General features: G+C 47.1%; 8 protein-coding genes. 6 read left to right on the top strand and 2 right to left on the bottom strand.

The features are described from left to right. Positions 1 to 68 precede the first annotated feature (68 nt). Positions 69 to 2,930, top strand: a complete 2,862-nt coding sequence (gene uvrA, locus ACWA2B_RS04255; RefSeq protein WP_307351594.1) for an excinuclease ABC subunit UvrA — start codon at positions 69 to 71, stop codon at positions 2,928 to 2,930. 405 nt (positions 2,931 to 3,335) lie between these two features. Beyond that, positions 3,336 to 4,547 carry a hypothetical protein gene (locus ACWA2B_RS04250; RefSeq protein ID WP_029514534.1) on the top strand — a complete coding sequence of 404 codons (1,212 nt, stop codon included), beginning with the start codon at positions 3,336 to 3,338 and terminating at the stop codon, positions 4,545 to 4,547. Between the two features lie 114 nt (positions 4,548 to 4,661). Here the strand turns inward: ACWA2B_RS04250 and ACWA2B_RS04245 are convergent, their stop codons facing one another. Then, complete coding sequence (locus ACWA2B_RS04245; RefSeq protein WP_039271414.1) at positions 4,662 to 6,287, bottom strand: nitrite/sulfite reductase; 1,626 nt, start codon at positions 6,285 to 6,287, stop codon at positions 4,662 to 4,664. Positions 6,288 to 6,646: 359 nt separating this feature from the next. On the opposite strand from ACWA2B_RS04245, the gene ACWA2B_RS04240 reads away from it, so the two are divergent. From ACWA2B_RS04240 to galU, 4 genes are all read left to right on the top strand, one after another. Further along, positions 6,647 to 7,891, top strand: a complete 1,245-nt coding sequence (locus ACWA2B_RS04240; protein ID WP_029514532.1) for a S1C family serine protease — start codon at positions 6,647 to 6,649, stop codon at positions 7,889 to 7,891. 49 nt (positions 7,892 to 7,940) lie between these two features. Continuing rightward, positions 7,941 to 9,854: a stalk domain-containing protein gene (locus ACWA2B_RS04235; RefSeq protein WP_165146332.1), complete on the top strand. Its 1,914-nt coding sequence runs from the start codon at positions 7,941 to 7,943 to the stop codon at positions 9,852 to 9,854. A 703-nt stretch (positions 9,855 to 10,557) separates the two neighbouring features. Continuing rightward, positions 10,558 to 13,068, top strand: coding sequence for a U32 family peptidase (locus tag ACWA2B_RS04230; protein ID WP_029514530.1), 2,511 nt, complete (start codon positions 10,558 to 10,560; stop codon positions 13,066 to 13,068). Between the two features lie 195 nt (positions 13,069 to 13,263). Beyond that, the gene (gene galU / locus ACWA2B_RS04225) at positions 13,264 to 14,145 is read left to right on the top strand and encodes a UTP--glucose-1-phosphate uridylyltransferase GalU (protein WP_029514529.1); all 882 of its coding nucleotides are present in this window, start codon (positions 13,264 to 13,266) and stop codon (positions 14,143 to 14,145) included. A 91-nt stretch (positions 14,146 to 14,236) separates the two neighbouring features. Here galU and ACWA2B_RS04220 read toward each other — a convergent pair whose 3' ends face one another. Further along, positions 14,237 to 16,690: an O-antigen ligase family protein gene (locus tag ACWA2B_RS04220; RefSeq protein WP_449291731.1), complete on the bottom strand. Its 2,454-nt coding sequence runs from the start codon at positions 16,688 to 16,690 to the stop codon at positions 14,237 to 14,239. Positions 16,691 to 16,801 lie beyond the last annotated feature (111 nt).

The raw sequence follows: 16,801 nt of genomic DNA, 5'->3' as shown, positions 1-16,801 counted from the left end.
TATCACTTCCATGGGATAATCCAATGCGATATAGCATGACGTGAACTACGGCTAAGGAGATGAAACATTTGGCGAATGAAAGCATCATCATCAAAGGCGCACGCGCGCATAATCTCAAAAATATTGACGTGACGATTCCACGGGACAAGTTCGTCGTCCTGACAGGGCTTAGCGGCTCAGGTAAATCGTCGCTGGCTTTCGATACGATCTATGCGGAAGGGCAGCGGAGGTATGTGGAATCTTTATCTGCGTATGCCCGTCAATTTCTCGGGCAAATGGAGAAGCCGGACGTTGATTCGATTGACGGTCTGTCTCCTGCCATTTCCATTGACCAAAAAACAACAAGTCGGAATCCGCGTTCTACTGTCGGAACAGTTACCGAAATCTATGACTACCTGCGGTTGTTGTTTGCCCGGGTGGGTCATCCTCATTGTCCTGAACATGGCATTGAAATCACGTCACAGACCGTCGAACAGATGGTAGACCGCATTTTGCAGTATCCTGAGAAGACACGACTGCAAATCCTAGCTCCATTGGTATCGGGTCGCAAAGGTGAGCATAAAACACTGTTTACGGATATAGCCAAGCAGGGCTTTGTGCGGGTACGTGTGAATGGCGAACTGCGTGAATTGTCTGAGAAGATTGAGTTGGAAAAGAATAAGAAGCACTCGATTGAAGTGGTCGTAGACCGCATCGTTGTCAAGGAAGATGTGCGTGCGCGTCTGTCTGACTCTATTGAGACGGCATTGAATCTTTCAGGCGGGCAGTTGCTTGTAGACATTATGGGGCAAGAGGAGTTGCGGTTCAGCTCCAACTTTGCATGTCCTATTTGTGGATTCAGCATAGATGAACTGTCTCCGCGGATGTTTTCCTTTAATAGTCCGTTCGGCGCTTGCCCGGATTGCGATGGGTTAGGAGTTAAAATGGTGGTTGACCCTGATTTGCTCATTCCCGATCCTGAAAAAAGTGTGGAAGATGGGGCGTTTCAGGCTTGGAGTGGGGGAACTTCCACTTATTATCCTCAATTTTTACAGTCAGTATGCGAGCACTACGGTATTCCACAGGACATTCCTGTTAGTCAATTGACGACAGAACAAATGAACCTCATTTTACATGGAACGGGTGAGCAGAAGATCCGTTTCCGCTATGAAAATGATTTTGGTCAACGTAAGGAAGCCTATGTGACCTTTGAGGGGATTATCCCCAACTTGGAGCGTCGGTATCGTGATACGGCTTCTGAGGGCATACGTGAATTTATTGAAGGCTTTATGAGTGCAAAGCCATGTAACACCTGTAAGGGACATCGACTGAAAAAAGAAAGCCTGTCGGTAACCATTCAAGAGCGCAATATTGCTTATGTAACAGCCCTGTCTATCGGTGAAGCCTCAAACTTTTTCCATACACTGGAGCTGAGTGAGAAGGAGAAGTCGATTGCCAATCTCATTTTAAAAGAAATTAACAGCCGACTGGGATTCCTCGTTAACGTGGGTCTGGAATACCTGACTTTAAGCCGTGCGGCAGGCACGTTGTCAGGCGGTGAGGCACAGCGTATCCGATTGGCGACACAGATCGGGTCCAGTCTGATGGGTGTGCTTTATATTTTGGACGAGCCTAGTATCGGGCTGCATCAGCGAGATAATGATCGTCTGATTAGTGCTTTGGAGCATATGCGGAATCTTGGCAATACCTTGATCGTGGTGGAGCATGATGAAGATACGATGATGGCGGCGGACTATATCATTGATATCGGGCCGGGAGCTGGAATCCACGGTGGGATGATTATGTCGCAGGGGACCCCGCAGGAAGTTATGGAAGACCCGAATTCCTTAACCGGGCAGTATTTGAGCGGACGCAAGTTCATTCCGGTCAATACCGAGCGGCGCAAGCCTGCTGATAAGTGGCTGGAGATTCGCGGAGCCAAGGAGAACAATCTCAAAAATGTGAATGTCAAAATTCCGTTGGGTGTTTTCTCGGCTGTTACTGGTGTATCCGGCTCTGGAAAGTCGACGCTGGTCAACGAAATTTTGTACAAAACGTTGGCGCGTGATCTGAACCGGGCGAGAGTGCGTCCAGGGCAGCACAAAGAAATTCGCGGGCTAGAGCATATCGAAAAGGTTGTTGAGATCGATCAATCGCCAATTGGCCGTACACCGCGTTCCAATCCTGCAACGTATACTGGTGTATTTGATGATATCCGTGACTTATTCTCGCAGACGAACGAGGCCAAAGTACGAGGCTACAAGAAAGGCCGCTTTAGCTTTAACGTTAAGGGAGGTCGTTGTGAAGCTTGTAGAGGCGACGGCATCATCAAGATTGAGATGCATTTTCTGCCGGATGTGTATGTTCCATGCGAAGTGTGCAAAGGTAGGCGTTATAACCGGGAGACCCTGGAGGTTAAATACAAAGGAAAAAGTATTGCCGATGTGCTGGAGATGACGGTAGAGGATGCGACGGAGTTTTTTGAAAATATTCCGAAGATTCATCGCAAGATCCAGACGCTGATGGATGTAGGTTTGGGGTATATCAAGCTGGGTCAACCAGCGACTACCTTGTCAGGCGGTGAAGCACAGCGTGTGAAGCTGGCCTCCGAATTGTATCGTCGCAGCACAGGCAAAACCATTTATATTTTGGATGAGCCGACAACTGGTCTGCATGTTCACGATATTGATCGATTATTGACGGTGCTGCATCGTTTGGTTGATTCAGGAGAGACGGTGCTGGTCATTGAGCATAATCTGGATGTGATTAAAACAGCCGATTATCTGATTGATTTGGGACCGGAAGGCGGAAGTGGCGGTGGAACGATCTTGGCTACCGGGACACCGGAGCAACTCGTGAAAGTCGAAGAATCCTATACAGGTCGATACTTAAAGCCGATCCTTGAACGGGATACAGAGCGTAGCCAAGCGCTTCAGACAGTCGATCTATAGATATCGTTTAACGTACGCTTTAAAAGCCCTGCACAGGCAGGAAGGCAGAATACGAACTACTGTATTTATGCCTTCGCCTTGGCAGGGCTTTATTTTTTTTGTAAAAAAAGAAAACTTTTATCAAATTCCTGCGTTAAAGCATGTGACACGTAGTTTACCAAGCGCTGGGATAATAAATCTATACGTATATTCATCGACAGAAAGTCTCTGAGTAGTCTCTAAATTTTGGAGTTTTGGATGTTTAGGTTCGGACTTGAAGAGGTAAATATATAAATCGTCATAGCATCATACAAAGTTCCGTGCCCACGTGACACCATTACAAGTTGAAGCGAAACCGTCTCTAGTTTTATCACATCTAAGGTTCATACAACATCTCTGAGGAAGTCATGAAGGGAGCTGGAACGCTTGAAGGTTAAGCAAAGTAGAGTTTTACGTACACGTGTGTATACATGGGCAGCAGGAGCTGCTTTGGCGGCATGCTTGATGGGATATAGTGCTGCACCGTCCTATGCCTCCGAGGTGTCCGAGGCGTTTGTGCCCAAACAAGCCGAAATCGAAACAAGTGCGGCCATTGGCAGTATTAAGGATTTAGGAAACGCTCACAATTACATTCAACCCACAGCAAATGGTGGGTTTTTAACGCTGAACGTCGAGGACGATACAGAAGCAAGTGTAGTACACGTCACATATGGCAAGCTGGACAGTTCTGTGGAGGCTGTATGGAAACATCAGCAGGATCTGAACGTACAGCCTGGAACAAGCAGCAGGGGAGTCCAGCGGGAGACGTCGGATGGTGGCTTGCTGTTTCTGATTGAATATACAAAACCGAACGGAATACGAGAGTTGCAGGCTTCACGATTGGACGAGGATGGAAACACCTTGTGGTCCAAAACATTACCCACAGATGGCTTGATATCTCATGGGGAGGATTCTCAGGTTGGCTTGGAGCCACTGGAGGATGGCGGTTTCCTGGTCTCCTATCTGAACCTTGCGGAACAGTCCTTCACTGTACTCAAATACACTGAAACTGGCGATATACAATGGAATCGAACGACGGCCGGAGTGACCTCGGGTTGGCTGGTCGGCAGTCACAATGGATATTATGCGCTTTTGAACAGCTCAGATGGTCCCGTGGGGGTACAAGCAGATGTATATGGTCGCGATATCCGTGACATCCATCTGGACTTGGGATCAGGTAAAGAAATTGCCGCAGTACGTGAGTTGCCGAGCGGTCATATTGCTGTAACAGGGCTTAAAGGAAACAGCAAGCGTACACAGGTGCTAAGTAATAGTCTGCAATTATTTAGCAATACAGCGGACTACGGGGCTGACCAGGTGTATCTGCCTGAGGAGCAGCTGTATGTCCAGTTCAGTGATCAATATGATCCACTGGGGAAAACGACGAAGATGCATGGCATCACCATTACAGGCTTGAAAGAAAACGGTACGAAGGTGTGGGAAACGAGGACTCATTATAAGGAGGACAATTCCTTCGGCATCCGGTATGATACGGGATTGATATATAAGATACCTTCAGGCTACGCGGTGGTGACATCTACAACAGGCGCTCATAAACCGACAGTGCTTGATTTTGCGAAAATATTGATACCGGAGTAATCCGGTGTCTTTTTTTTTGTGAAAGTGAGGGAGACGATATTGCGGGGCTGTATGGCGATAAGAAACAGCCTGCTTGTATATGGGATACAAGCAGGCTGTTAATAGGCTCTATATTTAGGATGCAACGTGGCTGGACTGTAAAATGGCAGACAGCTTTTCCTGGAAAGTCGGAATACCTACACGCTGTACATATGCGTAAAAGCTTTCGCCAGCGCTCCTGTTTTCTTTGTAGAACAGAATGAGCTCCGCCAGCACAGGTCCAACCTGATCCCCACGTACGCGACCTTTGAGCGCCTTGTTAAACTGGGCGCCTGCCCCAAGCGCTCCGCCGACAGCGATGTCGAACGCGTCGACCAAGCCTTCCGGTGTCTTTATGAGCGAGCCTTGCAGACCGATGTCCGCAATATGCTTTTGACCGCAGGAATTTGGGCAACCGATAAAATGAATGCGCACCTTTTCATCCAATTGTACGTGCTGATCCAAATACTCGGCAACGTCAACCGCCCGTTTTTTGGTTTCCACAATCGCCAGATTGCAAAACTCATTTCCTGTGCACGATACCGTACGACTCATAAAATGCTTGGGTCGTGGTGTCAGGCGTTGCAGCACGGGAGCTTCCAGTAGTTCATCCACTTGCTCATCCGGCACGCCGCTCAGCAAAATATTTTGCGACATCGTGGTACGAATCTGACCATCGCCATAGCGGTCAGCCAGTTCGGCCAGTTCATGCAACTCGTCAGCGCTAAGGCGACCGACAGGCACGTTCAGACCGACATAGTTCAGGCCTTTCTGGGCTTGAGGGTGCACACCGTCAAAATAGGCGGCTTGCCAGCCAATCGTTTTGTCCTCGCCTCTTCCGGGCATTTCACCGATATACTCGGTGAGCTTAGCCAGAAATTTGTCTGGGCCCCAATCGACAACGAGGAATTTCAAGCGAGCATGGTGCCGCTTTTCCCGATAGCCGTAATCACGGAAAATGGTGGTGACAGCAATAGCAACCTTCAGCACTTCCTCTGGACGAACAAACAAATCCAGAGACTGTGCCATATGCGGCTTGGCGGACAAACCTCCACCAACCATCACATGGAAGCCGATCACTTCTTTTCCGTCGAGGATCTTGGTGGCCGGAGTGAAGGACAGGTCGTTAATTTCAGCCTGTGCATTGTTGTACGTATTACCGGAGATAGACATTTTGTACTTACGCGGCAGATTGGAGAAGTCTCGATTTAATAAGAAAAAACGGTTTACTTCATCTACAATCTCTTGGGTATCCACCAATTCATTGGGATCAATACCAGCCAGCGGATTACCGACAATGGTACGCGGGCAGTCTCCACAGGCTTCGAAGGAATACAAGTTGACTTTTTCCAGTCTTTCAAAAATATCGGGCAAGCTTTCGACTGTCAGCCAGTGGAATTGAATCGCCTGGCGAGTGGTGACGTCCACAAGACCGCGTCCGTATAGCGCGGATATGTCTGCCAGTGCATGTGCTTGTGCTGAAGTCATGATCCCTGTGTTGATGCGGACTCGCATCATGAAATGACCATCCTTGGGCTTTTGCTGATATACCCCAGCCCATTTGAAACGATCCATATCGTCCGCAGAGATCGAGTCATAGCCTTCGTTGGCATAGTTTTCAATAATGGTACGGATAACGTCGAGACCGTCCTTTTCCAGCTTGACTAACTCGAATTTGTTAAGCTTATCGGGATGAGCGTTCCAGATTGGTTCGTAGGCCATTCTTTTAACCTCCTGTAGGTGCTTATTTATACTTTAGTGTTTTGGATAGAGGACTCATGATTTTATTCTTTATTTCCGACAATAAAACTAAGATATAATGTGATGGTATCATAGTTGGTTATGCCCGTAAATGAAGGAATGACCTAAACGGTATAACGATTATTTATCGTTTTTGCTTATTTTTTTGATATAAGGATTTGGAAAATTTATAATATAAATAGCATGAGAGGACAGGGATGCAGCAAACGGCGCCTTTTAGAAAAAGATAGGGCTTAAAGCGATTGTATACGTGTCCCCTCTATGGTAGATTTGGACTAACTGATAGAACAGGGTCATGTAAGAGAGGGAATGGTGAGTATATGCGTAAGATGGGGAAAAGGGCAGTTGTTCTGGCTTTGGGCAGCGCTCTATGTGTTTCTGGTACGGCAGGTGCAGCCAGCAGTGGGACTGCGTTAAAGGCCAAAGTCATTAATGGTGGGGTCTATGTTAACGTAAGCGATATGAATAAGGCATTAGGAACCAGCGGCGCATATAACAGCGCAAATGGTACATATACGTTATCGGCCGGTCGTGTGCCGCAGGTGGTTAAAAATGTATCTCCTTCTGTGGTCGGTATTATTGGCCGTTCAGCCACGGGAGAGACCGTAGCAGGAGGAGATCGATACAACCTGGCTCACGGCACGGGTGTCATCATTCGTACAGATGGATGGATTGTGACGAATGCGCATGTTATCGAAGGATTAGGTGATGCCGTGGTCGTAACCTCGGACGGAAAATCTTACGGAATCACCGACAGCTATAGCGATCCGATCAGTGATTTGGCATTAGTTAAAATCAAGGCAAGCGGCCTCAAACCCGCTACCTTGGCAGCTTCAACGAACAGTCTACAGGTAGGGGAGCAGGTAGTGGCTATTGGTACGCCTATATCCTTTTCACTTCGCAATTCGGCAACCTCAGGTGTGGTTAGCGGGCTGAACCGTGGTGTCAACGCTGCTTATCGTTTGATCCAAAGTGATACCGCGATCAATCCTGGTAACAGCGGCGGTCCGCTGGTCAATCTCAAGGGTGAGGTCATTGGGATCAATACGATGAAATTCTCGGCGGTCGGCATTGAAAATATGGGCTTTTCGATTCCGGCGGATACGGTGAAATATGTCATCGGCCAATTTTTCAAATACGGAGAGGTTCGGCGCGCTAGTCTTGGTCTAGGGCTGGAAGAAAGCTGGTCAGCTATCGTCGGATTACCTACCGAGGATCCTTTGAAAGTTACGAAAATTACTTCAGCCAATGCCGTTCAGGCCAAAATCAAGGAAGGCGATGAGCTGTATAGTATTAACGGTAAGCGTGTAGCTTCCGCTATTGATGTCAATGAACTGCTTAAAAACTATCAACCAGGTCAAACGGTGAGTGTACTTATGCAGTCTGACGGTGATATTGTGAAGCGCAAGCTGGTACTGACACAGGATAATGGTGAAATCTATGAGTCCATTCAGTCTGGAGAAGATAGTGAAGATTCGAACGGTTCGGAAGCCGCTGAAGATGGTGGTGTAGCGCCTTCTAAGGAAGCATCGGAGCCAGCTCAAGGAGCAACTACTGGAAAGTGAACAATAATGCCTCTTGAATCTATAAAATAAAGCTAAAGGGAGATTTACTGTGAAGCATATTCAAAGAAAAATGATGCGTAAGCTGGGGGTCGGCGCTGTCGCATTGTCCCTTCTGCTTTCCGCTTTGCCAGCAGTTGCAGCAGATCATGATAAAACCATGCTGGAATTACGGTTGCAAAGCGGCAGCAATACAGCCATCGTGAACGGTCATAATGCCAATATTACGAAGCCGTATTCCAAAAGTGGTGCACTGATGGTTCCGGCTGGTGTGTTTAAAAAGGCATTTAACAGCAAAATTCGATTAGCTGAAGATAATGTGGTTAAAATCACTAGCGGAACTCATGTTGTATCGCTAACCATTGGTAGCCGTACAGCGTGGGTGAGAGGTCACAAGGTGACACTTCCAGCTCCACCGGAAATGTCATCAGGTATTCTCATGGTGCCTCTGCGTCAAGTAGCAGAAGGGCTTGGCGGTAAGTTGGAGAAGAATGGTGCCGGAATCATTATTCGGATGGAAGCACAAGAAGAGGCAGGCACGGTAGCTGAAGAGACACCGAACATTGATAATGATGAGGGTAAGACACAGATCGGGAACAGTTACTATGACTGGTCTATGAACTATCCAACAGGGCTCGTCATTGGTCAGGGAGGTGGAGATGAGAGTATTTCCACATTTATGGACGAGAACAGTGCGTATTATATGGAAGTGCACACAGCGTCACAGCCGGTTCCGCTGAATGCGGACGATCTGCTGCAACAATTGGTGCAGGCAGCCAAGGAAACGGGAGAAACTGTGATCGATCGAAAATCCTTCCCGAAAGCGAAGGTACCTTATGCTCGTGTCATTACGAAGGATGGGGACGGCGTGCTGTGGGAAAATCGTCAGTACTATGACAACGGACGATTGTATGTAGTTTATTTTTCCGATGCTAAAGCAACGAATTATAAAGATCTGGCCCAGTATGCGGGACTTTTAAATTCCTTCAAGACCTCCTTTAATGCGCAGGATAAAAGTATTAAAGACTTGTCTACTGTCGTAGGAGGCACACGCGAGGCCGGGAATCCAGACTACGGTGTGTCACTCAGCATACCCGCAGGCTGGAAAATGGACGATCAACGGATGCAATATGAAAGTAATGATGGATCGAGCTTCCGTGTGAAAGTAACCTCAGCTCCAGCAGATGGAAAATTGGAGAACTGGGGCCAGCAGCTGCAAAAATGGCTGAGCGATTCATTTGTGTCCACGGCTTATGAGGCACAGAAGACGTATCCGCTGGAGGTTGCAGGCGTTCAAGGGTTAGTACAGGAGTACCGCTATAATTTTGGCGATGGATGGGTCAAAGAGTACAATGTGCTGATTCAGCAAAATGGATACCGCTACTTGGCTGAATACGCAGTGCCTGAAAAAGTAAGCAAAGGAAATGATCAGTTCAACGCGCTCATTTCCTCGCTTCAAATCGATTTTCAAACCGTAGCGAGTAACTTTGGACAGTTGGAAGAAGACGACTATTTGACAGACAAAACGAAAACGGTCAAAAAGACGTCAAAAGCCTATGAATATACAGTGAATATCCCACGATATTGGACCGCGATTAGCGATCAATTTGAATTGGGCGATGTAGAGTACCAGTTTACCGGAGGACGCTTTTCCATCAAAATCGACAACGACCAATCATTTGAACTAACGGTATCCCAGCTCAAGGACTTCTACGATAAGCAAGCAAAGAACTACAAAAACCTCAAAGTTGAGGAAGTTAAGGACGTAACATTTGCTGGTGTTCCGGCAGTGTCCTTTACATTCCATCGTATCGAGGAAGGCATTGGCTACACAGGCCACCAATTGGTTTTAGAACGTGATGGAAAAACGTATACCGTGACAACGACATTGAATGATGCGAACAACACGGCTGTACAGTCTAACGCACTGGATTCGACGTTAAATTCGTTTAATTTTGTGAAGTAAGAGGGTGTAGGTAAGAGATTAGCGAGGTTGTGGGGGAAGCGCTACGCGTGCCATTTGAGCCTACGAGCGCTGACGCTTCTTCGGATTCAAATGGCCCGCTTCACTGGCGCCCGCCAAATACCGCCAATCTTTTGATGAGTGAGGTAAGCAGGGAAGAGCGAAGGCAGATATTTACGGTACTTAGATCAGCCAATACGAACCCCTTTTCTCGGATTCATTGTCTGGTACGCTGTTAGCGTCAACGAGGATACCGTATTCTAAAAAGGCTGGTGTAGCTTACTAGCGCTCTAAATTGCCTAGTCTTCATCACTATTTGGCTTCCTGCTCGATAGTACTGATTACTTCGTTGTTCCTCTTGTTTTATAGGATTCTTCACCTCCAAAGTACCGTTTGACGGGAATGGGGGTGTTTTTTATGTTTTAGTAAGAGGATTTTTATGAGGAATCGCTTGGAAAGTGTAGAAGCTTGGGACGCAGTCTGGTACACTAGATTAGTTACAAGATAAGAATAACTATGCCGCAAATGTTCGTGATGCGGATTTTTTGAGTTGGATTCCATTTATCCCTCGAGCCAGTGGTTCAGAGTGGGGATGATCGGATAGGATGATAATTCATAGGGCTATAAAATAAGCAGCATCGCTGCTCTGGAAAATAACGTTTAACTCAAGGTTAATCAGTTATTTCTCCATATAGGGAGGACAAAAATGAAATCAGTAGTACGAAGAGAAGATGTTGAGCTTCTGGCACCAGCCGGTGACTGGGATTGTATGCGTGCGGCGGTGGCAAACGGGGCTGATGCGATCTTTTTCGGGGTGGAAAAGTTCAACGCACGGGCACGGGCGAATAATTTCCGCATGGAGGAACTGCCTGAAATTATGGCGTTTTTGCATAGCTATGGGGTTAAAGGTTTTTTAACATTCAATATATTGGTATTTGAAAACGAGTTGGAGGACGCTAAGGAGCTGGTCGATGCCTGTATTGATGCTGGAGTCGATGCTTTAATTGTCCAGGATATGGGCCTGGTGAAAATGATCCGCGACATTTCACCGGATTTTCCGATTCATGGTTCTACCCAAATGACGATTACCTCGCCGGAAGCGGTAGAGTTTACAAAGCCGTACAATATGGAACGGGTCGTGCTTGGACGTGAAAACAACCTGAAACAGATCCAAAAAATAGGCGATCAGGCGAGACTTCCAATGGAGGTATTCGTACATGGAGCATTATGCGTATCTTATTCTGGCCAATGCCTGACTTCAGAAATGTGGGGCGGCCGCTCTGCTAACCGTGGTGAGTGTGCACAGGCATGTCGTTTGCCTTACGATCTGATGGTGGATGGAGAGCAGAAGCCAATGGCAGATGTGACGTATCTGCTGTCACCTAAGGATCTAGCAGCGATTGACCTGATGCCTGAACTGATCGACGCGGGTGTGGTTTCTTTTAAAATTGAAGGGCGACTGAAAACACCTGAATATGTGGCAAATGTGGTCAGCAAGTACCGCAAGGCTATTGATAAGTATTTTGATGGAGATACATCCAAGACGAGCAAAGAAGATATCCGCGAGCTGCAGCAGAGCTTTTCACGCGGCTTTACGCACGGTTTTCTCGAAGGAACCAATAACAAGAAGCTGGTTGACGGGACGTTCCCGAAAAGCCGGGGGGTGTATCTGGGCCGAGTGGAACAAATCCTTCGTGATGGCGTAGTGTGCCGTATTGATGCACCGCTCAAGCGTGGCGATGGTATTGTATTCGATGCGGGAGATCCCACGCAAAAAGAAGAAGGCGGACGCGTATACGATATCCGTCGCAAGGGCGTGAAGATTGAAGGCGAAGCCGGAGAAGGCTGGATCATTGACATTGTAGCGGGACGCAACGATGTCGATCTGCGCCGTGTACACGTGGGCGATCGCATTTGGAAGACCAACGACCCGGCGCTGGACAAGCGTCTGCGCCAGTCGTACGACACGGACAAGCCGTACCGGGTCTTCCCAGTACATGTGCGGGTCAGCGGCTCCCCAGGACAACCGCTGTCGACATGGTGGACCGACGTGCAGAAAGGCACAACGGTCCGCGTGGACTCCGAGCTGGAACTTGAAATTGCCCAGAAGCGTCCGATGACGCACGAGCTGCTCGAAGAGCAGTTCGGCCGACTGGGCGGAACGGTGTTCCAGCTGGAAGAGCTGGACGTCCATCTGCATGGGGACGTCATCGTGCCGATGCGCGAGCTGAACGGTATCCGCCGTCAGGCGGTGGAACTGCTCGCGGGCGAGCGCCCCAAACCGCCCGTGTACACGAAGCGGGCGGTCGAGGTGTATGACGATGCATCGACTCCGGCATCGTCTGTGGCACGCGGTCAGGCAGAGCTGACCGCGTTGTGCCGCAGCCTCCCTCAGGTGGAGGCTGCGCTCGAGGCCGGCGTGGAGTTCATCTACGCCGACTTCGAGTTCATCAAGCAATTCCCGGCAGCCGTAGAGGCAGTGCACGCTGCAGGCCGCCGAATTGCGCTGGCGACCCCGCGTATTCACATGCCGGGTGAAAATGGCTATCACAACAACATCCTGCGCCTAAAGCCGGATGCTGTGCTGGTACGCAATCCAGGGGCACTGTATTTCTACTTGCGACATCGGTTGGAGAACCCGGACGCACATCACCCGCAATTGATTGGTGACTTCTCGCTGAACATAGCCAATCATAAAGCGGCTGATCTGTTCTTGGATTCTGGCTGCGACCTGGTTACGCCGTCGTACGATCTGAACATCCAGCAAATGGTCGATATGCTCAGACGTACGCGTACCGATAAGCTGGAGATCGTGATCCAGCAGCATATGCCAATGTTCCATACTGAACATTGCGTATACTGTACCTTTATGAGTGAAGGCACCGACTACACCAACTGTGGTCGCCCTTGCGAGGATCATCGCGCATCCCTGCGTGATCGTATTGGGATGTCACATCCGGTCCGTGTGGACGAAGGCTGCCGCAACACGGTATACAACGCGATTGAGCAATCCGGCGCGGAATACCTGTCCAACTTCCTGGAGCTGGGCGTGTCCCGTTACCGCGTGGAATTTTTGGAGGAGACACCGGAGCAAGTGCATGAGGTTATTGATCTCTATAACCGTGCCCTGCGCGGAGAAATCAGCGGAACACAAGTATGGAAGACGCTGAAGGCGACGAATCAGTTGGGTGTTACACGTGGTCAGCTGGTGAAATAAATAACTGTATATTTGTTCGGGAGCCAGAAAGATTCCGGCAGCATAATATATTTATATAGAAAGCTAGTGATTGGAAGACATGTTCTCTTTAAGGGAAGATGTCTTCTTCTTTAATCTATTACAATAATTGACCTTCCTGTTATAATCATAGATAGTATATCTTACCGTTATATTGACGACAAAGGAGTTAAACCTATGAAAATCCGTAAAGCGATTATTCCTGCTGCGGGATTAGGAACCCGGTTCCTTCCTGCTACGAAAGCGATGCCTAAAGAGATGCTTCCCATTGTAGACAAACCAACAATTCAATATATTATTGAAGAAGCTGTTGCATCTGGTATAGAGGATATCATTATCGTTACTGGTAAAGGCAAAAGGGCGATTGAGGATCATTTTGACTACTCCTTTGAGCTGGAGCATAATTTGACTGCGAAGGAAAAATGGAACCTGCTCAATGAAGTGCGTAAGCCATCTGAGATGGCAGATATCCACTATATTCGTCAAAAGGAACCTAAAGGGTTGGGGCATGCCATCTGGTGTGCACGTAAGTTTATAGGTGACGAACCTTTTGCCGTCCTTTTAGGGGATGACATCGTTGAGTCTGAGAATCCGTGCCTCAAACAGATGATTGACGTGTTCGATGAATATCAGCGTTCTGTTGTAGGTGTAAAACAAGTGAATTGGAACGAGGTACATCGTTACGGGATTGTTGAAGGTCATACACTTACTTCCAAAATCTCTGAGGCGGAACGATTAGTGGAAAAGCCAAAGAAGGAAGAAACCAACTCCAACTTGGCGATCATGGGACGTTATATCTTGACGCCTGACATTTTTGATATCCTGGGTCAGCAATCCGCAGGAGTAGGCGGGGAAATTCAACTGACGGACGCATTGTCCAAACTGGGAGAAAAGAGCCCCATTCTGGCCTACGAATTTGATGGCAATCGCCATGACGTTGGCGAGAAATTGGGATTCATTGAAACGACCATTCATTATGCTCTACAGCATAACGAGATTAAGGATGAAGTACTGGCTTATATGAGACAGGTTATTAAAGAGATTGACCAACAAAAATAAACATCTCACTAAACCTAACTATGCTTCCTCAATATAAAAAAAGAGACTATCAGTATGATGTAACATCATCTGCTAGTCTCTTTTTTCTTAACTATTTCTCCGATTTCAACTGTTCAATCTGCTCCTTCTCCTTCGGATCAGCCTGAATCAGCTTATCGTACAAAGCTTTATCATCTTGTCCCTGCCGTTGCAGAGCGACGATATAATAGCGAGCGACCTCACGATTTGTAGCATCACTCAGATCGTCCTTTAGGCCGTTTTTGAGGATGCTTGCAGCCTCAGCAGGCTTACCTGACATGAACTCAATTTTACCAGTGCTGAGCGCAATGCTTGGGGTTACTTCAAAAGTACGTGTCAATTGAATTTCAGGTGGAATCGTCTTAAGATGAGCTACCCCATCCAGAACCTGCTGATAAGCAGCAAGACCTGCTTGGAAATACTTCTGTTCCGTAGCTGTGTCCTTAGCCAATCGAGCTTTATTGCCAAATTCAAACGCTTGGTTAATCAGCAAATTGTACCAATCCAGATCCCAGGTGAAGTTAGCACGGTTATTTTCCAAAATGGCAAATGCCTTGTCATTGTTTCCTTTAGCTTGCTCAAGTCGCATTTTAATAAACAGCATATTTCTATTATACGGCTCTGCCTGCAGCCCCAGATCAACAATGGTCATGCCACCTGTATAGAACTCTTCGCGTTTGGTTTGCTTATAGACCTGATAATACATACTAGACAAACCAACAATTGAATCAATATGAGTTGGGCGTAGATTCAAGTCCTTATTATAAGCAGCTTGTCGTTGTTCGAACGAATTGCTGCTTTCCAGGGCTTTTGCTTCCCGGGCAGCATTGCTGGCTTGTACAAAGCGCAGCCCTACAAATAAAAGCACAATACTGAGAACACCAATGACGATACTATAAATCGGACGGAAACCTTCAGGCTTCATCGCCAAGCGTTTTACAGGTTGTGCATCCATTGCTGCAGCCATACCCCCGAGTCCAATAAACACGAGTATACCCATGAACACATAACTCATATTAAAGTCCAATAGACTATGGAGCAAAATGGACATTGCCAAGATCAGGTAAAGGAAGTGGCTATCCCGATTTTCCCCATCGCTCTTAATGTAACCTTTAGTGTATTTATAGAAAATATAAAGGATAAACGCCATAAAAATAATGAATCCAATAATACCAGTCTCTACCATATATTGCATAAAAAAGTTATGTGCCTGTGCGCTTGTGTAGCCATAGTCTTGATATTTTCCATACAGCGTAGCCCAACCGCCGCCACCTGCGCCAATCAACGGATAATCAGCAATTAGCTTGGAAGCATCGCGATAAAAGGTTATACGTTCCAGCACACTATGCTGTCGGAAGTTGATATTTTCCAGACGTGTCTCCACATTGGCTGGTAGAAAACTTCGTAGTCCTGTACCAATGAGCAGGAACGCAATTACACCAATCACGACCACAGAGCCAACAGGCAGCCACAGATTAGAGAGTTTACGTGAAGCTAGACCTTGCATTCCTTTTTCCAAACGAGATCCCAGAGAGGTTTGTATAAGCCATAAAATAACTGCAGTCACCAAGGAAGTCCCAAGAAGCAGTCCCCAGCCCTTAGTAGCTAAAGCACCGTTGTAGGTCTGATTCAACTGTAATCCCCAATTTGTAATAGGGCTCAAAATAGCAAGTGAAACGACACCCGCAATTGCGCAATGCAAAAGCCATAATATTTGCCGCGCTGGCTTAAAGAACAGAAGTAAAAGAACAAATACGACTGGCAACATAATGAGACCACCACGTGAAAGTGTCAGGAACAGTGATACCAATATAGGCACCAGCATAAAGGCGTGAGTCGCTTTACCATACCACGTCTTCGACTTCATCAGACAAAAGATAGCTGCGAACAAAAACGCCATTAAAAATGCCGCATATGTATTCGCGTACTGGAAGACGGATGTGAGACGTGGACCGTTAGAATCTACCTTTATGGCATCAACGTAGCGATTACCGCTTACCATTGATGAGAACCAATCCACGAGTCGCCCGGCCAATACCCACTGTCCAAACCAGTTGATGAGGCCAAAGCCTATAATAATATAAGCTACGGTCATAATCGCGGTTTGGATGATCTGGTTGCTCAACCGATCTCGCAAGGCGTACAATGTAATGATGAAGAACGAGGCATAGATGCACTGCACCACTACCATGTTCATCGCGAGATAATGAGAAGCAGCAGAAATCAATGAGAGCACGAACGTCAGCGGAAGTAAGATAACAAGCACCGCCAACCAGTCTCTTTGATCTTCTAATTTGAATTTCTTATAATAGGTTGCGATTCCCAAAATCAATAGAATCATGCTGATGATCAAAGCCCCATACAGAGGCTTCTCAAATTCGAGCATTTGCCCATTAAAAAGTGCAGCCTGAAAGGGGGCCCAAACTAAAAACAGAATAATCCCAACAATTAACACCCATAATATAGCCGGCCTTTTATCGTCACGGGTCGACGTTTTGGCCTGTTTCCCGTATACTGGATTCGACAAGGTTTACAATCTCCTTTTCTTGTAGATACGTCAATATTTTAGCATAGAATGTTGTTTAGTTGAAATTTATAAAACAAATATCAATGATATAGTTATTAGTTAGGGGATGCT

Source organism: Paenibacillus sp. CMM36 (assembly GCF_053570945.1).
This window is presented reverse-complemented; position numbering and strand designations above follow the sequence as displayed.

Excerpts from the sequence above, each read along its gene's own strand:
- ACWA2B_RS04230 (WP_029514530.1), top strand. The coding sequence starts at position 10,558 with ATGAAATCAGTAGTACGAAGAGAAGATGTTGAGCTTCTGGCACCAGCC.
- ACWA2B_RS04240 (WP_029514532.1), top strand. The coding sequence starts at position 6,647 with ATGCGTAAGATGGGGAAAAGGGCAGTTGTTCTGGCTTTGGGCAGCGCT.
- galU (WP_029514529.1), top strand. The coding sequence starts at position 13,264 with ATGAAAATCCGTAAAGCGATTATTCCTGCTGCGGGATTAGGAACCCGG.
- ACWA2B_RS04245 (WP_039271414.1), bottom strand. The coding sequence starts at position 6,287 with ATGGCCTACGAACCAATCTGGAACGCTCATCCCGATAAGCTTAACAAA.